This is a genomic window from Sinorhizobium sojae CCBAU 05684, assembly GCF_002288525.1.
GTDB lineage: Bacteria > Pseudomonadota > Alphaproteobacteria > Rhizobiales > Rhizobiaceae > Sinorhizobium > Sinorhizobium sojae.
Genome location: NZ_CP023067.1, coordinates 864,807 through 890,934, shown reverse-complemented (window position 1 = coordinate 890,934; position 26,128 = coordinate 864,807). Strand labels below are relative to the sequence as shown.

Sequence of the window (26,128 nt, the reverse complement as noted above, 5' to 3'; positions counted from 1 at the left end):
TACGACGGGAGCCCAGCCGATGCGGTCAATCACGTTCACCAGCCTGATCGCCGTCGGCCTCGCCCTCGGTGGCTGCCAGAGCGACATCGCCACGGTTGCCGACGCAGCTCTCAGGGCAGCGCCCGGGTACCCCGTCATGCAGCCGTCGGACGTGTCCCAACCGACCTCGCCCTCTCGGCCCTCGGAGCCGTCCAGGCCGACTCCCCCGACAACGCCGCGCGTCGAAAACGTGGCGGAGAAGCCTGCCTGCGATGCGGACATGCAGGCCAAGCTGAGGGCCCCGGGTCCCAATGCCGTCACGCTTGCCTGCAGTCTTCGCCTGTCCTCGTCGGACGTCATCACGCATCCGCTCGTCTTCGAAGGCAGTGCGGCCTCGGGCTCCGTTCTCGACTGCGGCGGCGGAACGCTTGACGTGAGTGCCGGCCAATCGCGCAAACAGAAGACCGCCATTGCGGTCCGCTCCAGGAAGACGGCGGCCGGTGCTTGGGATGCACCGTCCGGCGTCACCATCCGCAACTGCCGGATCAAGGGCTTCGTGCGGCTTTACGGGCTTGGCGAAAACGCCAATGGCGAGACGATGAAAGCGTCGTCCCGCAGCCGCGACCACACGGCCTTCGCCCAAGCCTCGGCGCCGAAGAATGTGCGCCTGGAGAACGTGACCTTCGAAGCGCCCGACGGCATTCCGTTCTATGTCGGGCCCGGCGTGACCAATGCGGCGCTCGTGAATTCCAGGGTCAATGGCCGTTCGACGGCCGTCGCCGTCTACCTGGATGCCGAGTCGGCCAACAATACGATCAGCAACAACGTCTTCGGCCTTGCCACGGAGAAGCGCGAACTGATCGCCATCGACGGCTCGGCGGGTAACAGGATCGCCAACAATACCTTCGAGCACGCGGACAATGGCGGCGTTTTCGTCTACCGCAACTGCGGCGAAGGCGGCGTGATCCGCCATCAGAAGCCGCAATTCAACCAGATCGTCGGCAATACGTTTCGCTACGGCTCGTCGTTCTTTGCGAAACCGGCCGTATGGCTGAACTCGCGAAACGGCTCGAGCAGCTATTGCTTCAAGGATCCCGCCTATCCCTTCGGGAGCAGCGCCAGCAATCTCGATTTCGCCGAGCACAACGTCGTGCGCAACAACCGGCTCGACGGCGGCTCGGCAAGCCTGATCCGCAACGACGATCCGACCAACGAAGTCAGCGGCAATACAGCGCGCGGCGGTTGGTGAAACGCGATCGTCGGCACGCTCTGCCTAAAGCCGGATGACGTAGTCCTTGCGGGTCGTTTCGACGACTTCCCATGTTCCCTTGAAGCCGGGCCGCAGAACCATGCGGTCGCCAGGCCGCAGATGAACGGCCTCGCATCCTTCCTCGGTCACGATCGAATAGCCGGAGAGAATGTGGAAATACTCCCATTCGTCATAGACGATCCGCCATTTTCCCGGTGTCGATTCCCAGACGCCGGCATAAAGCCCGCCGGGGGCTTCCTCGAGGTTCCAGGTGCGGAATTCAGGCGTGCCGGAAATCAGCCGGTCGGGCGCCGGAGCGCCGGTCTCCGCTTCGACCGCGACGGGATCAAATCTGAGCATGTGGCTCATGAGGCACCTCTTTGCTGCGGCTGGGTCATCGGTGGCGTCAGGCCTTCGCCATCGCCTGATGCAGGTCGGCAATGATGTCGTCGACGTCCTCGATGCCGATCGAAAGGCGGACGACGTCGGGACCGGCACCGGCAGCGACCTGCTGTTCCGGCGTGAGCTGCCGATGGGTGGTCGAGGCCGGGTGAATGACGAGCGAGCGCGTGTCGCCGATATTGGCGAGATGAGAGAACATCTCGAGGGCTTCGACGAAGCGCTTGCCCGCCTCGTATCCGTCCTTGAGCCCGAACGTGAAGACGGCGCCCGCGCCCTTCGGTGAGTAGCGCTGCTGAAGCGCACGGTTCGGATCGCCATCGAGCCCGGCATAGCGGACCCAGGAGACCTTTTCCTGCGCCCTCAGCCATTTGGCCACCGCCAGCGCATTGTCGCAGTGGCGCTGCATCCTCAGCGGCAGCGTCTCGACGCCCGTCTGGATCAGGAAGGCGTTCATGGGCGAGATCGCCGGCCCGAAATCCCTGAGCCCCAGCACACGTGCCGCAACGGCGAAGGCGAAGTTGCCGAACGCCTGGTGCAGGACGATGCCGCCATATTCCGGACGTGGCTCGGAAAGCAGCGGATATTTTCCTGATTTCGACCAATCGAAGGTACCGCCGTCGACAAGGATGCCGCCCATCGAGTTGCCATGGCCGCCGATGAACTTGGTCAGCGAATGGACGACGATGTCCGCCCCGTGCTCCAGCGGCCGAACGAGATATGGTGTCGCCATCGTATTGTCGACGATCAGCGGCAGTGCGTGCCGCCGGGCGACGTCGGCAATCGCCGCGATATCGACGAAGATGCCGCCCGGATTGGCGAGGCTCTCGATGAAGATCGCCTTCGTCCGCTCGTCGATCTGCGCCTCGAAGCTTTGCGGATCGGTGCCGTCCGCCCAGCGGACCTGCCAGTCGAAGGACTTGAAGGCCTGGCCGAACTGGTTGACGGAACCGCCATAGAGCTGCCGGGCCGCGACGAAGTTGTCGCCCGGGCTCATGATGGTATGGAAAACGAGAAGCTGGGCGGCATGACCCGAGGCGACGGCGAGCGCCGCCGTGCCGCCTTCAAGCGCGGCGATCCGCTCCTCCAGCACCGCCTGCGTCGGATTCATGATGCGGGTGTAGATATTGCCGAATTGCTGAAGGCCGAAGAGTGCCGCCGCGTGATCCGCATCGTTGAAGACGAAACTCGTCGTCTGGTAGATCGGCGTCGCGCGCGCGCCGGTCGTCGGGTCGGGCTGGGCTCCCGCATGAACGGCCAGCGTACTGAAGCCGGGTCCGGCATTCATCATCATGTGCTCCCTTGTTGCCTCAACCGATCAGGCGCGGATATTCGATGGCCGGGCAGCGATCCATCACGACTTTGATGCCCGCGGCCTCGGCCTTGGCGGCGGCTTCGTCGTCGCGCACCGACAATTGCCCCCAGATCGCCTTGGGCAAACGGGAGAGAGCCAGGATTTCGTCGACGAGCCCCGGCAAAGCCGCCGGGGCGCGGAAGACGTCAACCATGTCGATCGGCGCTGCAATGTCGGCGAGCCTCGCCACGACCGGCTGGTCGAGAATAGTCCTTCCCGCTTGGCCGGGATTGACCGGGATGACGCGGTATCCCTTGCGCAGAAGAAAGGCCATTACCCGATGGCTCGGCCTTTCGGGCTTCGGCGAGGCGCCTACGAGGGCGATGGTCTTCGTCTCGCGCAGGATATCGGCGAGGTAACCATCCGGATAAAAATCGTGATTCATGCTTGCCATTCCGCGCATGGAGTGTCGTTTGCCCGGATAGTTGGCGCCGCGCCGCGGCGAGTCAACCAAGCCACGATTCTTTCGGCCGGCTTTGCACCGTTTCGTTGCCGTCGCTCCGGAATTCAACTCGCTTCGAGGAATCCGGTTGCAATTCCCCGCATGCAAGGCGACAACTGCCCGACCCTCCTTCGAAAGCGCCCACCGAGGTTCATCTTGCCGCTCGACGTCATCGCGCTCGTGCTCTTCGGGGCGCTTCTGCACGCAACCTGGAACGCACTCGTCAAAGCCGGCGCGGAAAAGTCGCTGGACGCCGCCATGGTGGCACTGGGCGCCGCCGCCGTAGCTCTGCCCTTGCTCCCCTTCCTGCCCTTGCCGCGGCAGGAGGCATGGCCCTTCATCCTGGTCTCGGCAATCTTCCAGTTCGCCTATTTCCAACTGGTGGCCGCCTCCTATCGCGCCGGCGAAATCGGCCTCGTCTACCCGCTGATGCGCGGCACTGCGCCGCTCATCGTCGCGGCCGCGAGCAGCATCGTCGTCGGCGAGCATCTGACCGGCGGCGCGCTCGCCGGTATCCTGACGATCTCGGCGGGAGTGCTCACGCTCGCGCTGGAATCGCGCAAGGGCGGCCGGCACGCGATCGCGCTCGCGCTTCTGAATGCCTGCGTGATTGCAAGCTACACCTTCGTCGACGGTATCGGCGCGCGTCTTTCCGGCAATGCCATCTCCTATACGCTCTGGATTGCACCGCTGCCGCCGGTCCTGCTCTTCGCCTGGGCCTTCATGACGCGCGGCGCCAAGCCCGTTCTGCGCCATGTCCGTCACCATTGGTGGCGCGGTCTTATGGGTGGCGCCGGATCACTTGGCTCCTATGGGCTGGCACTCTGGGCGATGACCAGGGCTCCGGTTGCGACCGTCGCGGCGTTGCGGGAGACCGCCATCCTCTTTGCCGTGGTGATCTCCGTCGTGTTCCTGAAGGAACGCGTCAGCATCTGGCGCATCGCCGCGGCCTGCGTGATAGCTCTCGGCGCGTTGCTGCTCAGGCTCGCTTAGGAATCAAGGCGACAAGAAGCCCCCTCTGTCCTGCCGGCCAGAGGGGGGCCAGAGGGGGGATCCGCCGTGAACATATCTCTTTATCAAGAGCGACGATGCTCCCGTCAGTCCGCTCGCCTAGTCTTCCTTCCACTCGGGCATGCGCTTGCCGAGAAAGGCGCCGATCCCCTCCTCCGCATCCCGTGCAAGCAAGTTCTCGACCATGACGCCGATTGCATAGTCGTAGGCGTCGGCCATGGACATCTCCGCCTGTCGATAGAAAGCCTCCTTGCCGATCTTCAGCGCCTGTGGCGATTTGGAGGCGATAACCGAGGCATATTTGTCGACCACCTGGCGCAGATATTGCTGCGGCACGATGCGGTTGACGATGCCGAAGTCCTTGGCGGTGGACGCATCGATGGTCTCGCCCGTGAGCAGCATCTCAAACGCCTGCTTGCGGCGCGCCGCGCGCGTGAGCGCCACCATCGGCGTCGAGCAGAAGAGGCCAATGTTGACGCCTGGCGTGCAGAACGTCGAACTGTCGGTGCAGATCGCAAGATCACAGCTCGCAACGAGCTGGCAGCCCGCCGCGGTGGCAAGCCCGTCGATCTCGGCTATGACCGCCTGCGGCAGGCTGGTGATCTTCACCATGATATCGGCCGCAAGGCGGACGGCGCGCTCGAAAAAAGCCCGGCCACCATCCTCATCTGCGCGATGAAGCGTCAATTCCTTCAGATCGTGACCCGCGGAAAAGACCTTGCCCGAAGCGGCGATCACGATGACCTTGACATCTTTCGACGATGCGACGGCATCGAATTCCGCCGCCAGCGCCTCGAGAAGCGCGAGCGAGAGAGCATTGGCCGGAGGGTTGTTCAAGGTCAGCCGCAGCACGGGGCCGTTTGCCTCCCGCAAAAGCAGGCCGCCCGGCTCTTCCTTCCTGAATGCAACGACATCAGCCATGGTCTTCTCCCGTGATCTCGAATGAGCATCGGTCCTACGCCGCAGCCGACGGTCTTTCAACCCTGGCAGCCGCTCGCGCGAGCGTCTCAGGCCGCGCATTTTGTGGTACCAAAATACCTCTTAGCTAAGCCATTGAAATTGCTTCATTTTCTTTGATGCAGCAAAAACTCCTGCTCTTGACCTCTCCTTCGCCCTTCCGTATAAGCTGCCGCAGATCGCGGTCTCTCTCGGACCGCCTTCTTTTTTGGCCAATCGGGGCCAAAGCAAGCAACAAGAAACGCCCGGCTCGCTTCCGGGTCCAACGAAAGAGTTTAGATATGGCAACCTTCGTTCAGAAGCCTGCAGAGGTGGAGAAGAAGTGGATCCTCATCGACGCCGAAGGGCTCGTTGTCGGCCGCCTCGCCACCATTATCGCAAACCGCCTGCGCGGCAAGCATAAGGCCACCTTCACCCCCCATGTCGACGACGGCGACAACGTCATCGTCATCAATGCCGAAAAGGTCGCCCTGACCGGCAAGAAGTACTCCGACAAGAAGTACTACTGGCACACCGGCTATCCGGGTGGCATCAAGGAGCGTACTGCTCGCCAGATCATCGAAGGCCGCTTCCCCGAGCGCGTCATCGAAAAGGCGGTCGAGCGCATGGTTCCGCGCGGCCCGCTCGGCCGTCGCCAGATGAAGAACCTGCGCGTCTATGCAGGCGCGAACCACCCGCATGAAGCACAGCAGCCGACCGTTCTCGAGGTCGCCAAGCTGAACAACAAGAACACAAGGAGCGCCTGATAATGGCTGACCTTTCCGCTCTCAAGGAAATCGCCACGACGGCGGAACCGGCCGCTCCGGTTCACGTGAAGAAGGTCGACGCGCAGGGCCGTTCCTACGCGACCGGCAAGCGCAAGGACGCCGTTGCCCGCGTTTGGGTCAAGGCCGGCTCCGGCAAGATCACTGTCAACGGCAAGCCGTTCTCGGCTTACTTCGCCCGTCCGGTCCTGCAGATGATCCTGCAGCAGCCGATCGTCGCCGCTGCCCGTGACGGCCAGTTCGACGTCGACGCAACCGTTGCCGGCGGCGGCCTCTCCGGCCAGGCCGGCGCCGTTCGCCACGGCATCGCCAAGGCGCTGACCTACTTCGAACCGGGCCTGCGCTCCGTTCTGAAGCGTGGCGGCTTCCTCACCCGCGACAGCCGCGTGGTCGAGCGCAAGAAGTACGGCCGTGCAAAGGCACGCCGTTCGTTCCAGTTCTCCAAGCGTTGATCGCTGCCAGAGACTGCATTTCTCGAAGGCCGGGGCGACTCGGCCTTTTTTCATGGTCTCACGCCCCCTCTTGCCCCGGCCATGCACATGATTCTACCGGAGCGGTCTTGCCTTGCCGCCGGCGATTGCCCCACGATCTGGCCGGTCTTTCAGGAGGGAGAGTATGGCAAACAGGACAATCGACCACGCAATCACCGCAGGGTCACTGAAATCGGCCGCGTCCGATCCGACGCATGCAGGCGTCCTCTCCTTCATGCGACGCAAATACACGAAGGACCTCGAGGGCATTGACGCCGTCGTCTGGGGTGTTCCCTTCGATGCCGCCACATCGAACCGGCCCGGTGCCCGTTTCGGACCGCAGGCGATCCGCCGGGCGTCGGCGATCTTCGACAATGATCCGCAATATCCTTTCCAGCGCGATCTCTTCGCGGACATGGCGACGATCGACTATGGCGACTGCCTGCTCGATTATGGCAATCATGGGGAGACGCCCGCGACGATCGAGCGCGAGGCTGCGACGATCCTGAAATCGGGTGCCTATCTGCTGACGCTCGGCGGCGACCATTTCGTCACCTACCCGATCCTCAAGGCTCACGCGGCGCTTCACGGACCGCTCGCCCTCGTGCAGTTCGACGCCCATCAGGATACCTGGCCCGACGAAAAAGGACGTATCGATCACGGCTCCTTCGTCGGCCGCGCGGCGTCAGAAGGGCTGATCGACGTGGAGCGCTCGATCCAGATCGGCATCCGCACGCACGCCCCCGAAGACTGCGGCATCCGCATTCTCTACGGCTATGAGGTGGAGGAGATGCGCGCGGAGGAAATCGCCGACGTGATCGTCCGGCATGTCGGCAGCCATCCGGCCTACCTCACCTTCGATATCGACTGCCTCGATCCGGCCTTCGCACCCGGTACCGGCACCCCGGTTGCCGGCGGCCCTTCAAGCGCGAAGATCCTCTCCATCCTGCATAAACTCGGCGCGCTCCATGTCGCCGGCAGTGACGTCGTCGAAGTGGCGCCCGCCTATGACCACGCGGATATGACCGCCATTGCTGGCTCGACCATCGCCATGTATATGCTGGGCCTGCGCGCCGAATGGCTCGCGGAACGACGCGGCTGACGGCTGCGTTGACAAACAGATTCAATTCTATGCCGGAGTGATTCCGGAAATCTCCGTAAATGCCTGCAGGAGCATAATAATCATGAAACCGAAGATCTTCATCGATGGCGAACACGGCACGACGGGCCTGCAGATCCGTGCGCGCATGGCCGGTCGCTCGGATGTCGAGCTCCTGTCTATTCCCGAGGCTGAACGCCGCAATGCGGCAATGCGCGAGGACCTCTTGAACAGTGCCGATATCGCCATCCTGTGCCTGCCCGACGACGCCTCACGCGAGGCGGTCGCCATGGTGGCCGGCAACAATCGCGTGCGCATCATCGATACCTCGACCGCCCATCGCATCGCCCCCGACTGGGCCTATGGCTTTGCCGAGATGGACAACGCACAGCCCGAGAAGATCCGCGGCGCGCGCCATGTCGCCAATCCCGGCTGCTACCCGACCGGGGCCATCGGCGTCGTCCGCCCCCTGCGCCAGGCGGGCATCCTGCCCGACGGCTACCCGATCACCGTCAATGCGGTCTCCGGCTATACCGGCGGCGGCAAGCAGATGATCGCGCAGATGGAGGACAAGCAGCATCCCGATCACATCAGCGCGCCGCACTTCCTTTACGGCCTCCCCTTGAAGCACAAACACGTGCCGGAAATGAAGATGCACGGCCTGCTCGAACGCGCCCCGGTCTTTTCGCCCTCCGTCGGGAACTTCCCGCAGGGCATGATCGTGCAGGTTCCGCTCTATCTTGAGGAGCTCGCGGCCGGCGCGACGCTCGAAAGCATCCATGCCGCGCTCGTCGAGCACTATGCCGGTCAGTCGATCGTCGAAGTCGTTCCGCTTGAAGAGAGCGCCAAACTGCCTCGAATCGACGCCACCGAGCTTGCCGGGAAGGATACGATGAAGCTCTTCGTCTTCGGTACGAGCGGCGGCGCGCATGTGAATCTCGTCGCCCTGCTCGACAATCTCGGCAAGGGCGCGTCGGGGGCAGCCGTCCAGAATATGGACCTGATGCTCTCGGCCTGAGGCTGTCACCGCCACACCGCTTCGAACGCGACAAGGCCGCGACCCTGTTTCGGGGGTCGCGGCCTTGTTCATTCGGCATGCCGGCTTCCGTTCAATTCAGACCCAGGAACCGCGGGAGGGCAAGCGAGATTTCCGGGACATAAGTCAACACCACCAGGAAGCAGAGCGCCGTCAGCAGCCAGGGCCAGCTTGCCCTCGTCACTTCCGTCAGACCCAGCTTCGAGAGCGCAGAAGCGACGTAGAGATTGAGGCCGACCGGTGGCGTGCAAAGGCCGATCTCCATATTGACGACCAGCATGATGCCGAAGTGAACCGGATCGACACCGAGCTTGACGGCGACCGGATAGAGGATCGGCGCCATGATCAGAACGATCGCCGAGGGCTCCATCACCATACCGATCAGGAGCAGGATCACGTTGACCATGAGCAGAAAGCCGATTTTGCCGAAGCCAAAATCGACGATCCAGGCCGAAAGCATCTGCGGGATCTGCTCCGAGGTCAGGATGAAGGCGAACATGACGGCATTGGTGATGATGTAGAGCAGCATCGCCGACATGCCGGCGGAGGCGAGCAGCACCTTCGGCACCTCGCGCAGGCTGATGTCCTTGTAGACCCAGACCGCGACGACGAAGGCATAGACGGCCGACACCGCCGCTGCCTCGGTCGGCGTGAAGATGCCGCCGTATATCCCGCCCATGATGATCACGATCAGCATCAAACCCCAGACGCTTTGGCGGAAGGCCTTCACCCGCTCGCTCCACGGGGCCCGCGGCATGCGTGGATAGTCGTTCTTCCAGGCGCGATAGGTGGTCGTGGCGCCGAGCATCGTTGCCAGCATCAGTCCGGGAATGACACCCGCCATGAACAGGGTACCGATCGAGGCGGACATGACCTGTTCGCCATTCGGGCCGGTGACCACCATGCCGGACGTGGCGACGGCATACATGACCATGACGATGGACGGCGGGATCAGGATGCCGAGACCGCCGGCCGTCGCGACCGCGCCGACGCCGAACTGCGGCGGATAGCCCTGCCGGACCATGGCCGGGATCAGGATGGAACCGACAGCCATGACCGTGGCCGGCGACGAGCCGGAGATCGCTGCAAAGAGGGCGCAGGCCAGCACCGAGGCGAGCCCCATGCCGCCATACCAGTGACCCACCATCGAGGTCGCGAATCGGATCATCCGCTTGGCGACCCCGCCATGGGTGAGGAAGTTACCCGCCAGGATGAAGAACGGGATCGCCATGATCTCGAATTTCTCGATGCCCGTGAACAGCTTCAAGGCGATCGAGTCCATCGGGATATTGGTGAAACCGAAGAGGAAGGCGAAGACCGTCAGCCCCAGCGCGATGGAGACGGGCATGCCGGTGATGAGCAGGATTGCAAGGATCGCAAAGATCAGAAGCGCGGTCATGCATGAGCTCCCTTGGAAAGATCCTCGGCTTCTTCTTCCAGTCCTTCCACGGCACCATGGTCATGATGCGCGATGAAGCCCGTGGTGACGTAGAGCCAGAGCGCCTGGATGAAACGAAAGCACATCAGTGCCGACCCAAGCGGAACCGCGAGATAGACGAGCCACATCTGGATTTCGAGGTCCGGCGAAATCTGACCACCCTTTGCGACGTGATAGACGAAGTCGCTACCGATCCAGGTGATGATTGCGGTGAACAGAACGCCGCCTGACATGGCGACTATGGTAACGAGCCGGCGCGTCGCCCCCGTGAGACGCTCGACAAGGATATCGACGCCGACGTGGATGCCGACCCGCACGCCGTAGGCCGCGCCGAACTTGGCCATCCAGACGAAGAGGTAGATGCAAGCCTCCTGCGCCCAGGTGAGCTTGATCGCGTTCACCGTCTTGAAGAACGAGCGGGCGAAGTCCATGAGGGCGGGCATGTCGTTGGTGCGGGCGAAACCGACGATGTCGGCTGCAAATCCGATTGAAAAACGGTGCAGGACCGCGACGAAGATCAGCGCCACGGCCAGAGCCATGAGCACGGAGATCAGAATTTCTTCGAGGCGGTCGAGGATGCGCAGAATCATGGCGAACCTCGACAAGAATGGGGGGACGCGAAGCGTCCCCCGAGTGGTGATCAGTTGGTGGTACCGAGAGTGCTGCCGACCTGTTCGATCAGATCGGCGCCGACACGCCCGGACATCTCTTCATAGACCGGCTTCAGGGCCTCGACCCATTCGGCACGCTCATCCTCGGTCAATTCATGAAATTCCGTCTTCCCGGCCGCCTTCATGGCAGCAAGCGCAGCCTCGTTTTCCTGCTTGGCGATGGAGTTCGCATAGTCCGTCGACTCTGCCATCGCCTGCGAAAGCTTCTCCCGGATCGCCGGGTCGAGGCCCTCCCAGAAGGCCTTGTTGACGATGACCGCATAGCCGAGATAGCCGTGATTGGAAATCGTGGCGTGCTTCTGCACCTCATGCATCTTCTGGGTGTACATGTTCGATGGCGGGTTTTCCGTGCCGTCGACGACGCCGGTCTGGAGCGCCTGGTAGACTTCCGAGAACGCCATCACCTGCGGAACGGCGCCGAGTGCCTGCATCTGCGCCTCCAGAATCTTCGATGACTGGATGCGCATCTTAAGGCCCAGGAAATCGTCGGGCGTGCGCAGCGGCGAGTTGGCGGACATGACCTTGAAGCCGTTGTCCCAGTAGGCAAGGCCGATGATGCCCTTGTCCTCGAGCTTCGACAGCAACGACTTACCGATCTCGCCGTCGGTGATCTTGCGAAGATCGTCATAGCCGTTCATCAGGAAGGGCAGATCGAAGACCTCGAATTGCTGCACGCCGAGCGGCCCGAATTTGGCAAGCGAAGGGGCGAGCATCTGCACGGCGCCGAGTTGCAATGCCTCCAGCTCTTCCTTGTCCTTGTAAAGCTGGCTGTTCGGGTAGACCTCCACCTTCACCGCGCCGTCGGTATATTTTTCCGCAAGCTCCTTGAACTTGTCCGCCCCCTTGCCTTTCGGCGTATCCGGCGCGACGACATGGCTGAACTTGATGACGACCGGCTCGGCCCAGGCGGGCATCGCAACGGTGAGCGCAAGGGCAGCAGCCCCGGCCAATCTGGCGAAAGTACGACGTGTCAGCATAGTGTCTCCTCCTCTATCCATGCCTCCCGCGCAGGTCCGATCACAAACAGTGGACTGCGGAACCTGCTTACGCGATGCCTCTCCTTGCCAGCCTTTGCGCCTAACCGCTATTGTGGCTTTCCACAATCGACAGGCCCGACCAAGAAAAATGGAAAGGCGGCGCCTGGCGACCAAGGGGAGGTGGACGCACTGAGAGAGCGGGAAGGAACGCGACCAGGGGAGGATCCGTGGTCGACGGATGCGAGGGAACAGGGCGGTCGGACCGATCTTCTGTCACTGGTGCCGCTTGCGGCAATCGTGGCGCTGGTCGTGCTTGTGGCAGCGCTGGTGTGGATCGTCAGCCGCAGTGAGGCAGAGCAGGCGCGCACCAAGCTCGCCACCGATGCGCTGTGGGTGGAGCAGACCTTGCGCTTCCAGCTTTCGGTGGACGAGGACATGCTGGTGCGACTGGCGCTCGAGGCCTCCGGCGGCACGCGGGCCGAAGTACTCGACGCGCGCGCGCGGCTCCACATCGCCAACAACCCGGAAGTGCTCTCGATCGTATGGCATGATGCAACGGGAACCGTGATCAGGGCTGTCCCGGGGCTCGACAGCACGCCGGACCAGCGGCTCGTCGAGCGCATGGTGCTGTCACGTACCGTCTCCGCCCGGCCTGTCTTCGGTGAGGTCGAGAACCAGCGCTTCAGCATGGGCGTCTGGCTGCAGGGCGGTGCGGGCATCGTCACGGCGACGATTTCCGTCCCGCTGATGCTCGAGCGGCACATTCCCTGGTGGATCGCCGAGCAATACGGCGTCGAACTCGCCGACGCCGGTGGAAGCGTAATCGCCAGCCGAGCCAAACGCAGTCCCGATCCGCAAAACCCGACCCATACGATCAGTTTCGACCCGCCGCTACCCGGCACCGTTCTGCGAATCGCATCCTATGATCCGCCGGCGGCATTCGTGAACACGCTCCTTGTCGCCGTGATCGCGGGCCTGGCGGTCTTCGCCATTCTCGCATTGCTCACACTCTACCGAAGCGCGCAGCAGCGCCGGCGCGCCGAGCAGCGCCTCGAAGGGGAAATGGCGTTTCGCCGGTCGATGGAAGAGAGCCTCACAGTGGGGCTGAGGGCCAAGGACCACGAGGGGCGCGTGCTCTATGTGAACTCGGCCTTTTGCAAGCTCGTCGGCTGGCCGGCCGCTGAACTCGTCGGGCGTTCCCCGCCTATGCCATATTGGTCGCCGGATCGGTTGGAGGAGACCCTCGCCCGTCAGCGCGCGCTCACGGAGGGCGGCGCCGTTTCCCAAGCCTTTGAGACCCGGTTCCGCCGGGCCGACGGCAGCGAAATCGACGTCCAGGTCTATGAGGCCGCGCTCATCGACGCCGCAGGCCGCCATCGTGGCTGGATGGGGTCCATCATCGACATCACCGACACCAAACAGGCCGCCCGGCTGGCCCGAGCCCAGGACGAAAGCATGGCCCGCACCGGCCGCCTCGTCACGCTCGGAGAGATGGCTTCGACGCTGGCGCACGAACTGAACCAGCCGCTCTCGGCGATCGCGAGCTATTCCGCGGGGCTCGCCAATCTGCTGCAACAGGGCGAGGCCGAGCCGGCCGTCCTCAGACCGGCCGTCGAAAAGCTCTCGCTCCAGGCCAATCGCGCCGGGCAGATCATCCGACGCATCCAGGATTTCGCGAAGAAGCGCGCACCGCGTTTCGGCAGGCTGAGCCTGCGCGACGTGGTGATGGATACGATCGGTTTCATGCTGGCGGATGCCCGCGAAAACCGTGTCAGGGTTGTCACCGAACTGACGGATGTCGGGACCGTCATGGCTGATCGCATTCTCCTGGAGCAGGTTCTGGTCAACCTGATCCGCAACGGCATGGAGGCCATGGCCGAGGACCGCCGCAGGGGTGACCGCCTCACGGTACGCCTCCTGCAAGGCGACGACGGCAATGCGTCTATCGAGGTGGAGGATCAGGGCGGAGGCATCGCGCCCGAAGTGGCGGGGCGACTTTTCGACGCCTTCACCTCCACGAAGGAGCAGGGAATGGGAATGGGATTGAACATCTGCCGATCGATCGTGGAACTTCATCGCGGCCATCTTGCCCATCGGCCCGGTGTGGCCGGCGGAACGGTGTTCACCGTCACCCTCCCCCTGGCAGACGAAATGCAGAAGGCAGTAGGCTACTCATGACGAGCACGATCCATATCGTCGACGACGAGGAGAGCATCCGCGACGCGCTCGCCTTCCTTTTCGCATCGCGTGGACTTTCCGCACATGGCTGGCCGTCCGGCGAGGCCTTTCTGGAGGCCCTGCCTGGCGAGGACTGCGCCTGCGTCATACTCGATGTCCGGATGGAGGGCCTGTCCGGTCCGGAGGTGTTCGATCGGCTGCGCGCCAGGGGCTTGACGGCGCCGGTCATCTTCCTGACGGGTCACGCCGACGTGCCGGTTGCGGTGCAAACGTTGAAGGCGGGCGCTTTCGATTTCGTCGAGAAGCCCTTCAATGACAACCTGCTGGTCGACCTCGTCCTGAAAGCCGTCACCACGCATGAGAGTAGACGCGCGCTCCTGGGGCACCAGCAGGACCTGCAGCGCAGGATCCAGACGCTGTCGAATCGCGAGGCGGAAGTGATGCACTTGATGTTGCAGGCGAAGCTCAACAAGCAGATCGCCCATGAGCTCGGCATTTCGATACGCACTGTGGAGGTGCATCGCAGCCGAGTCCTCGAAAAGATAGGTGCCCGCAACACGACCGAACTGGCGGGAATGCTTGCGGAACTGGACGCCTCCTAACCAGCATTCTGAGGAAGCGGATCAGTCGCGCAGTTCGATCGCCGTTTCTTTCGGATATTCGCCGATAAAGCCGCGCCAGTGGGCGATTGCGAAACCCAGCACGACAAGCGCGCCCGCCTGGTGCAGAACGCCCCAGCCGATCGGCACCTGCAGGAGGAGCGTGGCGATGCCGATCGCCGCCTGCACCGTCACCAGCACGAACAGAAGCACCGAACGGCGGGCATGCGTCGTCTCCGGCGCGGCGCGCAGCGACGAGACCATGTGGGCGAGCGCCAGGGCAAAGAGCAGATAGGCTCCCACGCGGTGGACGAATTGCACGGCCTTCGGATTCTCGAACAGATTGATCCAGGCCGGGTCCTGCGTGAACAGCCCTCCCGGGACGATCGCGCCGTCCATCAGCGGCCAGGTATTGTAGGTGAAGCCCGCATCGAGGCCGGCCACGAGCGCACCGAGATAGATCTGAAAGAGGCTCATGCCGGCGATGACGGCCGCCATGGACCGTGCGTTCTCCGTCGGCGCAGCATCGCCGGAATGCGGCGAAAGCGCACGGTAGATCCACATGCAGGCGGCAAAGATCAGGCAGGCGATGACAAGATGCGCGGCAAGCCGATACTGGCTGACGTCGGTCCTCTCCACCAGGCCCGACGAGACCATCCACCAGCCGATGAAGCCCTGAAAGCCGCCAAGCGCCAGAATGCCGAGAAGCGGCAGCTTCAGGCGGTTTTCGACGCGCCCCGTCAGCCAGAAAAAGAGAAGCGGCAAGGCGAAGATTGCGCCGATGGAGCGGGCAAGCAGCCGGTGCGCCCATTCCCACCAGAAGATCGTCTTGAACTCACCGACCGACATGCCCTTGTTGAGCACTTCATATTGCGGAATGCGCTGGTAGAGCCGGAATTCCTCTTCCCACTCCTCGGCCGACAAAGGTGGAATGACACCATGGATCGGCTTCCACTCGGTGATCGAGAGGCCGGATTCGGTCAGACGCGTCGCGCCGCCGACAAGAACCAGCGCGAAGAGGGTGAACAGGACGACGGCGAGCCAGCCGCGGATCTGCCGGCGATTGCGCCCTGTCCTGTCGATCTCCGTGAGAAGCGTCCGTTCTGTTGCCGCATCGGCGTGAGCCATCAGCCTGTCCTCATTCGTCGGCGGACGCGGCCCTTCGCGCAGCATGCTTCGAAAGGCCGGTCCGAAAGCCGTTGATTTGCACCAGACCGCCGTGCAAAACAAGGCCAGAACCTTTGCGGCATGCCGTCGCGGTCAAGTCCAAGAAACGAGAGAGCGGCGCGGGCGGAACAATGCAAACCTGTTCCGCATCCGCTGCAGCCATCCGAAAGAAGTCAAATGCCTGTACGCCTCAGAAAACTGATCGGCACGATCCTGATCATCATTCTCGTCATCACCTATGCGCTGGCAGCCGTGACTTTCGCCTCGCTCCTGCTCGGCGCGTCGCCCTGGTGGGTGCATCTCCTCTATTTCCTCTTCACCGGGCTCCTGTGGGTTCTTCCCGCCATGCTCATCATCAAGTGGATGGAAAAGCCCGCCAAACGCTAGTCTCGAAGATTCAAGGCGCCGGAGTGCACCGATGAGGATCGCCATCATTTCCGATATTCACGGCAACGATCTCGCGCTGGAGGCGGTGCTTGCGGATATCGACGCTCTGGGCATCGGCGAGATCCTCAATCTCGGCGATCATCTGAGCGGGCCGCTCAACGCCGCACGGGCGGCCGATATCCTGCTCTCTCGAGACATGGCCGCGATACGAGGCAACCATGACCGCTATCTGCTCACGCACGATCCGGCCGAGATGGGTCTCTCCGACCGCGTGGCCCATGACCAACTGGAGCCGCGGCATCGGAAATGGCTGGCGACGCTGCCGGAGACGCTTGTCTATCGTGGCACGCTGTTTCTCTGCCATGGCACGCCGCAGGGCGACGAGACCTATTGGATGGAATCCCTGACCACCGACGGCATCGTCCATATGTCGAACCGGGAGGCGATCGAACGTTTCGCGCAAGACATCGCCTATCCGGTGATCCTCTGCGCTCACACGCATATCCCGCGTGCGGTGCGGCTTGGGGACGGGCGGCTCCTCGTCAATCCAGGAAGCGTCGGATGCCCCGGCTATACCGACGATCACCCCATCGCCCACCGGGTGGAGACCGGTTCGCCGGACGCACGCTACGCCATTCTCGACCACACGGCGAAGGGGTGGAGCGTAACCTTCCGCTGCGTTCCGTACGACCATATGGCGATGGCGAGGCTGGCCGCCGATCGCAACCGCGCCGATTGGGCAAGCGTGCTCGCCACCGGTTTCCTGGATTGAGTCATAGCGCGTCTTCGAGCGCCTCGAGGTCGGCACCCGTGATCGCCGCGATATTGCGCGTCACTTTATCGATCGGCCAGCGCCACCAGGCTATAGCCAGAAGCCGCTCTACGACCCCTGCCGGAAAACGCATTCGCACGACGCGTGCCGGGTTTCCCGCCACAACGGCATAAGGCGGCACGTCTTTCGCCACCACCGACTTGGCAGCGATGATGGCACCGTCTCCAATCCTGACACCCGGCAGGATTGTCGCCTCCATGCCGATCCAGACGTCATTGCCGACGATCGTGTCGCCACGATGGCCGGTCGCATAGGCCGCCGCATCGAAGCCTTCACGCCAGGCCCCGGGGAAAATGCCGAACGGAAAGGTCGAGAAGCCGTCCAGCGCATGATTGGCGCCGTTCATGACGAATTGCACGCCGGTCGCAAGGGCGCAGAAGCGCCCGATCACCAGACGATCGCCGATGAAATCGTAGTGATAGAGGACACATTTTTCTTCGAAGCACTCGGGCCCCTCGGGATCGTCGTAGTAGCTGTATTCGCCGATCTCGATCATCGGCGAACGCACGAGGTTCTTCAGGAATCCGACCCGCGGAAATTCGGTAATTGGAAATTTGGCACCGGAGTCCGGCGCCACGTGGCTGGATCGCATCGCTGGTTCCTCGCTCCCCCAATCGTCGTCCCATGTAGCGCGGCGAGGCGCTTTTTAAACAGCCACATTTCACCTTTTGCTAACCGCCTTGCGCGATCAGCCCCCGCCCCGCCCGCGAGATTAATCCGGCATAGGAGGATTTGCGTTTGAATGGCACCACCCCCCGCATGCGGATCACGTTGAAGACATGGCCAATCCCGATCTCACACCCGCCCCGCCGAACGACGCCCGGCCGTGCAAGTCTCACCAGGCGATCGAATCCGTCAATATGGTCCGGATCACGGTCTCGCTGCATTTCGACCTGGACGAGCTCGAGGCGGAGTGGCGTGCGCTGGATGAGAACAACCTCAATTCGCTGCACCAGAGCTTCGACTGGTGTCTGGCCTGGAGTAAGACACACGAACACCGCGTAGTGGTGATCCGCGGCGCCTTCGACCATAAGCCTCTGTTCATCCTGCCCTTAGCCATTGAGCGAGGCCTCTTTCGCACAGCCCGTTTCATCGGCTCCGAACACAGCAATCTGAGCACCGGCGTGCTTGCCGCAGACATCGAGTCCGTGCCGGACGTCGAACTGATCCGCGCTCTGAGCGACGGCATGCGCCAACTCCGTCAATTTGCTGATGTCGTAAGGCTCGAGAGAATGCCTGCGAAATGGCGCGGCGTGCCCAACCCCTTCTCGGCATTGCCCGGAGTCACCCATCCGAACGCATCCTTCCAGTTGCCTCTCCTCCACGACATGGAAGCAACACTCACGCAACTCAATGCAAAGCGTCGCCGCAAGAAGATGCGCACCTCTGAAAAGCGTCTCGCCGAGATCGAGGGCTACGATTACTTCACCGCCCGCGAGCCATCGGTAGCGCACGCGCTGCTGGAAACATTCTTCCGTCAGAAGGCGGCGCGTTTCGCCGCGCTGGGCTTGCCGGACGTGTTCAGCGATGCACCGACGCGCGCCTTCTTCCGCGCCCTGGTCGATCGCGATCGCGAAGGCGGCAGCCTCTTCGAACTCGATGCGATAGGCCTGAGAGGCGAGCACCGAGGCAAAATCATCGCCGTCTCCGGCCTTCTGCGCAAAGGCGACCACGTCATCTGCCAGTTCGGCTCGATCGACGATGGGTTCGCGGCCGACAGCAGCCCCGGGGAGTTGCTGTTCTACCGGACGATCGAGCGTCTTTGCGGCGAAGGGGTGAAGCTCTTCGATTTCGGCATCGGCGACCAGCGCTACAAGCGGTCATGGTGCACGATCAAGACCCCGCTTCGTGATATCGTCCTGCCCCTGACGCCGCGCGGTTTGCTGGCGGCCGGCCTGTACCGGGCCATGGCCCGCGCCAAGCGAACCATCAAGGCCAACGAGAGGGCTTACGCCTTCCTGCAGCGGCAGCGTCGCCGTTGGCAGCGAAGCTCAGGCGCAGAGGATTGAAGGCTGCCCACACTCCCTTTCGCGGTCCCGGAAGGCGCGCTCACGCCGCCCAGCAGCCGGGGAAGTCCGGACCGGGCCGGCCTGCCCCGGTCATCAGCACGATGTCGCGATAGCCGGCCTCGCCAAAACGGGAGAGCTCTTCGACGATCCGCTCTACGCTGACGGAAGGGGCCGAGAGGATGATCTCGGTGCCCTCACGGCGAGCCACCTTGGCGACAGCCGCCGAGTCGGCCTGGCCGCATTCGATGAGCACCAGGTCGTAAGCGTTGGTAAGCGCGTCGACGATCATCTGCAGACGCTCGATGCCGCGCATGGCCGTCTCCGGATCCGCCTCGCCATGCGGAATGACATGCGCATCCGAAAAGCGGTCCGCATGGATCGTCTCGCTGAAGGCGACCTCACCCGAAAGCAGGTCGATGATACCCGGCAGATGCGGTGACTGCGCCATCAGCCGTGTCGGGCACCCCGAACCGGAAAAGTCGATCAGCACGACCTTTTGTCCCGCTTCCGCCAGCAGGCGCACCAGCATCACCGCGGCCGTCGAGCCGTCATCGCCGCCCGGCGAAACCGAAACCGCAACCCGGACGTCATTGGCGAGAAGATGATCGGCAACCGCCTCGATCGAGAAATCCTGTTCTGCTGCGGCATTTGGCTCCCGGACCTCACGCTCCTCTCTTGCCTCCGGCTCAACGGCGTCAACGGGCGCCTCGGATCCGGGGGCGGTGCTTGTGATTTCAGGTGGCACGCTTGCCGGCGCAGGCTCTGCGACCGGCGGGGTCGCAGCCGGCACCGGCCTCAATGCCCGGCCGCTGAAGAGTTCGGCGAGCATGATCACGACGCAACTCACCAGGAAGCTTGCGAAGGCTGCTACGATCGTGATCGGTATGACCTTCGGGAAACTCGCGAGGGCGGGGACGACGGCGTTGGAGATCACCCGTGCGTCGGCGGGGGTCGCATTGGCGACACTCCGCGAGGTCGCTTCGCGGTAGCGCACAAGATAGGTCTCGAGCAGCTGCCGCTGGGCGGCCGCCTCGCGCTCCAGCGCGCGCAGGCCCACTTCCTCCTCGCCCGCCTGCGCCGATTGGGCTTTCAGCGAATTCAGCTGCTGCATCAATTGCTGTTCGCGCAATTGCCCCACCTTCGCCTCGTTCTCGAGGCTGGCGAGAATTTTGCGGGTTTCGGCGCGAATCTGCGCCTCGATGCCTGCGAGCTGCGATTTCAGCCCTTTGAGCCGCGGGTGGCCGTCAAGCAGCGTGGTGGAGAGGTCCGCGGTCTGCGCCTCAAGGGCGGCCTTGTTTTCCTTCAGCCGCTGGATCATCGGCGACCCGACGATGTCGGCAAGCGTGTCGACGGCGCGGCCGTCGGCGAGCGCCGCACGCACCCCTTGCGCACGAGCGGCGGCGTTGGCTCTCTCGCCGCGCACGCGCGCAAGCTCCGCGGAAATATCGCTCAGCTGGCGGGTGGCGAAGTTCTCCGTCTCGCCGGTCGGCAGCAGGCCGGATTCGGCACGATAGGCGGCAACCTTCGCCTCCGCCTCCCGCACCTTCTCGCGCAGATTGGCGATTTCCGGCTCCAGCCAGCGGCTCGCTTCCGAATTGGAATCGAGTTTCGCACCGCTCTGAAGCGACAGATAAACCTTCGCCATCTCGTTCGGAATGGCCGCCGCAAGCTTCGGGTTCTTCGACGTGAAGGCGATGGCGATCACGCGGGATTTCTCGACCTGATAGACCTGCAGCTTCGAATTGAACTCCTTCAGGATCCGCTCTTCCGGCGGCAATTCGAGGGGATTCTTCTTCAAGCCGAGCATGACCAGGAGATCGGAAAGCGCCGACGGATGCGCGGTGGGATCGAACTCTTCCAGCTCGTGCAGTTTCATGTTGCGCGCGACCTGCTTGATCAGGTCGGCGGAGCGCAGGACCTGGACTTGGCTCGCGATCCCGGATTCGTCGAAGATCCTGTCCGAACCGCCTTGGGGAAGCTGCCCAGCACCGCTGAATTCGGGCTCACGCGATTCGATCAGGACGCGCGTTTCGCTTTCATATTGGGGAGCGATCATCTTCGCGGCCGCAAAGGCAAGGGCAGCCGCAACCACGGTCGCGAGGACGACCCGGGTGCGACGCTGCCACACGGCGCGGAACAGTCCACCGAGATCGATATCTACATCCTCATGTCCGCCGATGCCCGACATGCCCTACTCCAAACATTTTGCACTCCGCAGCGAAGGTAGAGGAACATGGTAACCCAACCGTTAATAGCGACGACAACCACAAGCTGTGCCCCGCCCTCCCAAGCCGGCGCACCGCAAATTCCATCAGGAGTTTACCGGCTATTAACCCTAACGGATCGATAACGTCGCCAGAGAGGTGATTTCCCCGGAGCCAAACCCGCATGTCGACCGCAGGCAAAAAGACAGCGCGCGCTTTCGCCGTGGCACTCTTGTCGGCGCTCGCAAGCGCCTGCACGAGCTACCAGCCGGCACCGAAGGCCTTCAGCGAGGCGACCATCCAGCCTTATCGGCTGGACAGTGGCGACCGGCTGCGCATCAATGTCTTCGAGCAGGCAGCCCTCAGCGGCACCTATACGGTCGATCAGGCGGGCTATGTCGCCTTCCCGCTGATCGGCGCGGTACCATCGCGTGGCCATACGCTTCCGGAACTCGAGGGGATGATCGCTGCCAAGTTGCGCCAGGGGTACCTGCGCGATCCGGACGTGACGATCGAGGTCGACCGCTACCGCTCCGTCTTCATCATGGGCGAAGTGGGCCAGGCCGGCCAATACGCCTATGTGCCGGGCATGACGGTGCAGAACGCAATCGCGGTCGCCGGCGGCTTCACGCCGCGCGCCAACCAGGCGAATGCCGATATCACCCGAAAGATCAATGGCCGCATCATCACCGGCCGGGTGCCGATCACCGATCCGGTTCTGGCGGGCGACACGATCTATGTTCGCGAGCGGCTGTTCTGAGACCGATGCGGAACGAACGCCCCCTGCGCATCATCCATTGCTTCAGGTCGCCGATCGGCGGGATTTTCCGCCACGTGCGCGATCTGGCGGAAGCCCATGCGCGTGCCGGCCATGAAGTCGGGATCGTGTGCGACAGTACCACCGGCGGGACCCATGAGGACGGACTCTTCGAGGCGGTGCGTCCCCATCTGGCACTCGGCATAATCCGCACGCCGATTCATCGCGCCGTCGGGCCCTCGGATCTCGGCCTCCTCTGGCGCAGCTACAAGGAAATCAGAAGTTTGCAACCGGATGTGCTGCACGGGCACGGCGCCAAGGGCGGCGCGCTCGCGCGCATCATCGGTTCAGCCCTGCGGGTCAACAAGTATCGCGTAGCCCGCCTCTATTCGCCGCATGGCGGCAGCCTGCACTACGACCGAAAATCGCCGGCGGGTGGCGCCATCTTCCGGCTGGAACGCTTGCAGGAGCGCCTGACCGACGCCCTGGTCTTCGTCTGCGACTACGAACGCCAAACCTATTTCGCGAAGATCGGCCGCCCGCCGGGCCGAAGCGAACTCGTCTACAACGGCGTCGACGACGCCGAGTTCACGCCGATCGAGACAAGGCCGGACATGGCCGACTTCCTCTATATCGGCATGATGCGGGACCTCAAGGGTCCCGATCTGTTTATAGAGGCCTTTGAACGGGCCGAGCGCCTGAAGGGCCGGCACTTGTCGGCACTGATGATCGGCGATGGCCCGCAGCAGCGGCAATATGAGGAAATGGCATCGCGCATGGGGCTCGGCGACCGCCTCATGCTGCTCCCCGCGATGAAGACCCGCGCGGCGTTGGCGCTTGCCCGGATCGTCGTCATTCCCTCGCGCGCGGAGGCGATGCCCTATCTTCTTTTAGAGGCGCTTGCGGCGCGACGGCCGGTGATCGCGACCCGTGTCGGAGGTATCCCGGAGGTTCTGGGCGCCGACAGCCCCGCGCTGGTCGAGCCTGGCAATGCGCAGGCGCTCGGCGATCTCATGGCCGACATTGTCGACGACGAGAGCTGGGCTCATCGAACGATGCCGGACCCCGAGCGGATCAAGGCGCGCTTCTCGGCCTCGACCATGGCTGGCCGCATCATCCAGCTCTATCGCGAGCTTTCGGAAGAAGCACTGTTCGCCGAGGCGCGGCTTCGCACGACGTAAGCGTTTCTTAGTGGCTTTCTGCTATCCGGATCTATAGCGCCCGCGCGTCTGATGAGACGCGCAGGAGGTCGCTGTAGAATCGGAGTTGTTGCGTGTCTTCATCCTGAAATCGCGATCGATTTGAGGAGACATGCAGCAGGAGTTAGGCGCCGGATAGAGACCATGAACCAGTTTGACGGGCCCGAGACATTCGACGCAGACGCACTTCGCAAGAGGGTTTCGACGATCAGGACGATCGACCGCGAGGCGTCGAAGCCGGAAAAGGCTCCAGCAGGGCTCAATCCCCTGGCTCGTCAGATCGCGCTCCAGTTTCGCGCCGACACCTACTCGCCGGCCATGATGATCGGCCTCATCCGGCTTTTGGATTTCTGCGCCCTCTTCGCCATCGGTTATGCGATCAATGCGCAATATGTGGGCCCCTCGCTTCCGGACCTGCCGGTCTATCTTGCGATGCTCGCCGGCGGCTCGGCCTTTGCCGTCATGGCCATGCAGCTTGCCGATGCCTATCAGGTGCCGGCGCTGAGGGCCTGGCTCAGGATGTTACCCCGCATCCTCGGCGCCTGGGCCGGAGCATTCGGCGCAATCGCATTGGCTCTGTTCTTCCTGAAATCGGGCCATCTCTATTCCCGCGTATGGGTCGGCGGCTGGTTCGCCGCAGGCGTGCTGTTCCTCGTCGCCGAACGCACCTTCATCGCCTATTCGATCAAGCATTGGTCGCGCAACGGCACGATGGAACGCCGCGCCGTCATCATCGGTGGCGGCGCACCGGCAAGGGAACTGATCCGCACGATCGAGCATCAGCCGGATAACGATATCCGCATATGCGGCATTTTCGACGACCGGGACGAACGGCGGTCGCCGAATGTCATCGCCGGCTATCCGAAGCTCGGGACCGTCGACGAACTCGTCGAGTTCGCCCGGATGGCCCGCATCGACATGCTGATCTTCTCGCTGCCGCTGACGGCTGAGGACCGCATCCTTACGCTCCTGAAGAAACTCTGGGTGCTGCCTGTCGACATACGCCTTGCCGCCCATGCCAACAACCTGCGCTTCCGCCCCCGCAGCTATTCCCATGTCGGGCAGGTGCCGATGCTAGACATCTTCGACAAGCCGATCGCCGATTGGGATTCCGTGGCCAAGCGATGCTTCGATGTCTTCTTCAGTCTCGTCGCGCTCGCGCTGCTCTGGCCGGTGATGCTCGGGGCCGCCATCGCCGTCAAGCTCACGTCGCCCGGGCCGATCATCTTCAAGCAGAAGCGGCATGGCTTCAACAACGAGGTCATCGAGGTTTATAAGTTCCGCTCGATGTACACGCATCTGAGCGATCCGACCGCGCGCAACGCCGTCACCAAGGGCGATCCGCGTGTGACGCCAATTGGCCGCTTCCTGCGCAAGTCCTCGATCGACGAGCTGCCGCAGATCTTCAATGTGCTGAAGGGCGAGCTTTCGCTGGTCGGACCGCGCCCGCATGCCGTTCACGCGCAGACCCAGGACCGCATCTATTCGGATGTCGTAGAGGGCTATTTTGCCCGTCATCGCGTCAAGCCCGGCGTGACCGGCTGGGCGCAGATCAACGGCTGGCGCGGCGAAGTCGACAATGACGAGAAGATCCGCTTTCGGACGGCGTTCGACCTCTACTACATCGAGAACTGGTCGCTGCTCCTCGATTTGAAGATATTATTCCTGACGCCAATCCGCCTGCTCAACACGGAAAACGCGTATTGAGCACCGCCAGCGTTCCCCATCCCGCCGTAATCCGGCCCCAGCTTGCAACGGTTTCGATCGTCGGCTCCGGCCTGGTGGCGCTTGCCGTCTTCAGCTCGGGCTTCGTGATCGCGGAGCCGGCACCTTATGAAGTGTTCCTGACCGGACTCATCGGTCTCTGGGCGCTGTTCGGCCTGAGGATTTCGCGCGCCACCGCCCCTCTGCTCGCCTTGCTCATCCTCTTCATGATCGGAGGCATTCTGTCGTTGACGGTCATGGCCGACCTTTCGGACGCGCCGATCTATATGGCCGTATCCGGCTTTCTCGCGCTCTCGGCCGTCTTCTTCGCCGCCATCATCGAGGAGCGCCACCGGCGGCTGCAGCTAATCTTCGATGCCTGGGTCGCGGCCGCGGTCATTACCGCCCTTCTCGGCATTCTCGGCTATTTCGGCGCGATCCCAGGGGCGAGCAGCTTCACGCTCTACGATCGGGCAAAGGGGGCGTTTCAGGACCCGAACGTCTTCGGGCCCTTTCTCGCCGCGCCGGCGCTCTACCTGCTCTACGGGCTCCTTACGCAGCCGATCCAGCGTGCTCCGCTGAAGATAGCCGGGCTGCTCGTGCTGACGCTCGGCGTTTTCCTCTCCTTTTCGCGAGCGGCCTGGGCGCTCAATCTTTTCGGCGTCCTCGCTCTCGTCTTCATCATGCTCCTGAAGGAGCGGAGCGGCCTGTTCCGCCTCAGAATTCTCGTGCTGGCGCTCTGCGGCATCCTCTTCATTGCGGCGGCCCTGGCGGTTGCTCTGCAGTCGGAGCAGGTTTCATCGCTCTTCTCGAACCGCACCCAGCTGGTACAGGACTATGACGGTGGGCATCTCGGCCGCTTCGCGCGCCACCGGATCGGTTTTCTCATGTCGATGGAGAAGCCGCTCGGCATCGGACCCATGGTTTTCAGCACGATCTTTCCGGAAGACGAGCACAATATCTGGCTGAAGTGCCTGACATCCTACGGCTGGCTCGGCTTCGCGGCTTACGTGACGCTGATCCTCTGGACGCTTTCACTCGGCTTTCGATTCCTGCTGCTCGACCGGCCCTGGCAGCCTTATCTGATGATCGCCTGGATCACGCTGATCGGCCATGTCGGCATCGGCAATGTCATCGACACCGACCATTGGCGCCATTTCTATATGCTGCTCGGCGTCATCTGGGGATGCGCTGCGCTCGAATACCGCAGCCGCCGGCAGGCGCGTGCCCATAGGCTTGCATGAGC

General features: G+C 63.1%; 25 protein-coding genes. 15 read left to right on the top strand and 10 right to left on the bottom strand.

Translation table 11 applies throughout. The features are described from left to right. The first annotated feature begins 19 nt into the window (after positions 1-19). Positions 20-1,228 (top strand): NosD domain-containing protein, encoded by a 1,209-nt coding sequence (locus SJ05684_RS04315; RefSeq protein ID WP_095694204.1) that lies wholly within the window; start codon positions 20-22, stop codon positions 1,226-1,228. Between the two features lie 24 nt (positions 1,229-1,252). Here the strand turns inward: SJ05684_RS04315 and SJ05684_RS04310 are convergent, their stop codons facing one another. From SJ05684_RS04310 to SJ05684_RS04300, 3 genes are read right to left on the bottom strand one after another with little or no spacing between them, the layout of a single operon-like run. Continuing rightward, positions 1,253-1,597 (bottom strand): cupin domain-containing protein, encoded by a 345-nt coding sequence (locus SJ05684_RS04310; RefSeq protein WP_034854139.1) that lies wholly within the window; start codon positions 1,595-1,597, stop codon positions 1,253-1,255. 37 nt (positions 1,598-1,634) lie between these two features. Then, positions 1,635-2,915, bottom strand: a complete 1,281-nt coding sequence (locus SJ05684_RS04305) for an O-acetylhomoserine aminocarboxypropyltransferase (RefSeq protein ID WP_085939045.1) — start codon at positions 2,913-2,915, stop codon at positions 1,635-1,637. A gap of 22 nt (positions 2,916-2,937) precedes the next feature. Continuing rightward, positions 2,938-3,366: a CoA-binding protein gene (locus SJ05684_RS04300; RefSeq protein ID WP_034854335.1), complete on the bottom strand. Its 429-nt coding sequence runs from the start codon at positions 3,364-3,366 to the stop codon at positions 2,938-2,940. Positions 3,367-3,579: 213 nt separating this feature from the next. On the opposite strand from SJ05684_RS04300, the gene SJ05684_RS04295 reads away from it, so the two are divergent. Further along, a complete protein-coding gene (locus tag SJ05684_RS04295) occupies positions 3,580-4,416 on the top strand; it encodes an EamA family transporter (RefSeq protein WP_034854336.1) in 837 nt (278 codons plus the stop codon). A gap of 117 nt (positions 4,417-4,533) precedes the next feature. Here SJ05684_RS04295 and SJ05684_RS04290 read toward each other — a convergent pair whose 3' ends face one another. Continuing rightward, complete coding sequence (locus SJ05684_RS04290; protein WP_034854150.1) at positions 4,534-5,355, bottom strand: enoyl-CoA hydratase; 822 nt, start codon at positions 5,353-5,355, stop codon at positions 4,534-4,536. A gap of 317 nt (positions 5,356-5,672) precedes the next feature. Here SJ05684_RS04290 and rplM point away from each other — a divergent pair, with 317 nt between their 5' ends. The 4 genes from rplM (at position 5,673) to argC (ending at position 8,742) form a co-directional block, all read left to right on the top strand. Continuing rightward, entirely contained in the window at positions 5,673-6,137 is a 465-nt protein-coding gene (gene rplM, locus SJ05684_RS04285; RefSeq protein ID WP_034854152.1) for a 50S ribosomal protein L13, read from the top strand. A 2-nt stretch (positions 6,138-6,139) separates the two neighbouring features. Next, positions 6,140-6,607: a 30S ribosomal protein S9 gene (rpsI, locus tag SJ05684_RS04280; protein WP_012707595.1), complete on the top strand. Its 468-nt coding sequence runs from the start codon at positions 6,140-6,142 to the stop codon at positions 6,605-6,607. Between the two features lie 163 nt (positions 6,608-6,770). Next, positions 6,771-7,727, top strand: a complete 957-nt coding sequence (speB, locus tag SJ05684_RS04275; protein ID WP_034854154.1) for an agmatinase — start codon at positions 6,771-6,773, stop codon at positions 7,725-7,727. A gap of 82 nt (positions 7,728-7,809) precedes the next feature. After that, positions 7,810-8,742: an N-acetyl-gamma-glutamyl-phosphate reductase gene (argC, locus tag SJ05684_RS04270; protein WP_034854155.1), complete on the top strand. Its 933-nt coding sequence runs from the start codon at positions 7,810-7,812 to the stop codon at positions 8,740-8,742. Positions 8,743-8,833: 91 nt separating this feature from the next. Here the strand turns inward: argC and SJ05684_RS04265 are convergent, their stop codons facing one another. From SJ05684_RS04265 to SJ05684_RS04255, 3 genes are read right to left on the bottom strand one after another with little or no spacing between them, the layout of a single operon-like run. Next, positions 8,834-10,159, bottom strand: a complete 1,326-nt coding sequence (locus tag SJ05684_RS04265) for a TRAP transporter large permease (protein WP_034854156.1) — start codon at positions 10,157-10,159, stop codon at positions 8,834-8,836. Then, positions 10,156-10,788: a TRAP transporter small permease gene (locus SJ05684_RS04260; RefSeq protein ID WP_034854157.1), complete on the bottom strand. Its 633-nt coding sequence runs from the start codon at positions 10,786-10,788 to the stop codon at positions 10,156-10,158. The genes SJ05684_RS04265 and SJ05684_RS04260 overlap by 4 nt, the downstream gene beginning before the upstream one ends. A 50-nt stretch (positions 10,789-10,838) precedes the next feature. Further along, entirely contained in the window at positions 10,839-11,846 is a 1,008-nt protein-coding gene (locus tag SJ05684_RS04255; RefSeq protein WP_034854158.1) for a TRAP transporter substrate-binding protein, read from the bottom strand. A gap of 180 nt (positions 11,847-12,026) precedes the next feature. On the opposite strand from SJ05684_RS04255, the gene SJ05684_RS04250 reads away from it, so the two are divergent. Next, positions 12,027-14,024: a two-component system sensor histidine kinase NtrB gene (locus tag SJ05684_RS04250; protein WP_202947458.1), complete on the top strand. Its 1,998-nt coding sequence runs from the start codon at positions 12,027-12,029 to the stop codon at positions 14,022-14,024. Then, positions 14,021-14,626: a response regulator transcription factor gene (locus SJ05684_RS04245; protein ID WP_034854159.1), complete on the top strand. Its 606-nt coding sequence runs from the start codon at positions 14,021-14,023 to the stop codon at positions 14,624-14,626. The genes SJ05684_RS04250 and SJ05684_RS04245 overlap by 4 nt, the downstream gene beginning before the upstream one ends. 21 nt (positions 14,627-14,647) lie before the next feature. Here the strand turns inward: SJ05684_RS04245 and SJ05684_RS04240 are convergent, their stop codons facing one another. Beyond that, positions 14,648-15,751, bottom strand: a complete 1,104-nt coding sequence (locus SJ05684_RS04240) for a COX15/CtaA family protein (protein WP_034854338.1) — start codon at positions 15,749-15,751, stop codon at positions 14,648-14,650. A gap of 216 nt (positions 15,752-15,967) precedes the next feature. Between SJ05684_RS04240 and SJ05684_RS04230 the strand changes: the two genes are divergently transcribed. Both SJ05684_RS04230 and SJ05684_RS04225 read left to right on the top strand, forming a co-directional pair. Continuing rightward, positions 15,968-16,177: a DUF2842 domain-containing protein gene (locus SJ05684_RS04230; RefSeq protein ID WP_034854161.1), complete on the top strand. Its 210-nt coding sequence runs from the start codon at positions 15,968-15,970 to the stop codon at positions 16,175-16,177. A 31-nt stretch (positions 16,178-16,208) separates the two neighbouring features. Further along, positions 16,209-16,949 carry a metallophosphoesterase family protein gene (locus tag SJ05684_RS04225; protein WP_034854162.1) on the top strand — a complete coding sequence of 247 codons (741 nt, stop codon included), beginning with the start codon at positions 16,209-16,211 and terminating at the stop codon, positions 16,947-16,949. Between the two features lies 1 nt (position 16,950). Here SJ05684_RS04225 and SJ05684_RS04220 read toward each other — a convergent pair whose 3' ends face one another. Next, complete coding sequence (locus SJ05684_RS04220) at positions 16,951-17,601, bottom strand: CatB-related O-acetyltransferase (protein WP_034854163.1); 651 nt, start codon at positions 17,599-17,601, stop codon at positions 16,951-16,953. 187 nt (positions 17,602-17,788) lie between these two features. On the opposite strand from SJ05684_RS04220, the gene SJ05684_RS04215 reads away from it, so the two are divergent. After that, positions 17,789-19,018: a GNAT family N-acetyltransferase gene (locus SJ05684_RS04215; RefSeq protein ID WP_034854164.1), complete on the top strand. Its 1,230-nt coding sequence runs from the start codon at positions 17,789-17,791 to the stop codon at positions 19,016-19,018. A gap of 40 nt (positions 19,019-19,058) precedes the next feature. Here the strand turns inward: SJ05684_RS04215 and SJ05684_RS04210 are convergent, their stop codons facing one another. Further along, the gene (locus SJ05684_RS04210; RefSeq protein WP_034854165.1) at positions 19,059-21,206 is read right to left on the bottom strand and encodes a GumC family protein; all 2,148 of its coding nucleotides are present in this window, start codon (positions 21,204-21,206) and stop codon (positions 19,059-19,061) included. A gap of 200 nt (positions 21,207-21,406) precedes the next feature. On the opposite strand from SJ05684_RS04210, the gene SJ05684_RS04205 reads away from it, so the two are divergent. The 4 genes from SJ05684_RS04205 (at position 21,407) to SJ05684_RS04190 (ending at position 26,126) form a co-directional block, all read left to right on the top strand. Next, on the top strand, positions 21,407-21,982 hold the full coding sequence (locus tag SJ05684_RS04205) for a polysaccharide biosynthesis/export family protein (protein WP_034854166.1): 576 nt from the start codon (positions 21,407-21,409) through the stop codon (positions 21,980-21,982). 5 nt (positions 21,983-21,987) lie between these two features. Next, positions 21,988-23,160, top strand: coding sequence for a glycosyltransferase family 4 protein (locus SJ05684_RS04200; protein ID WP_034854167.1), 1,173 nt, complete (start codon positions 21,988-21,990; stop codon positions 23,158-23,160). Positions 23,161-23,322: 162 nt separating this feature from the next. Further along, positions 23,323-24,885, top strand: a complete 1,563-nt coding sequence (locus SJ05684_RS04195; RefSeq protein WP_034854168.1) for an undecaprenyl-phosphate glucose phosphotransferase — start codon at positions 23,323-23,325, stop codon at positions 24,883-24,885. Further along, positions 24,882-26,126, top strand: a complete 1,245-nt coding sequence (locus SJ05684_RS04190; protein WP_034854169.1) for an O-antigen ligase family protein — start codon at positions 24,882-24,884, stop codon at positions 26,124-26,126. Before SJ05684_RS04195 ends, SJ05684_RS04190 begins: the two co-directional genes overlap by 4 nt. Positions 26,127-26,128 lie beyond the last annotated feature (2 nt).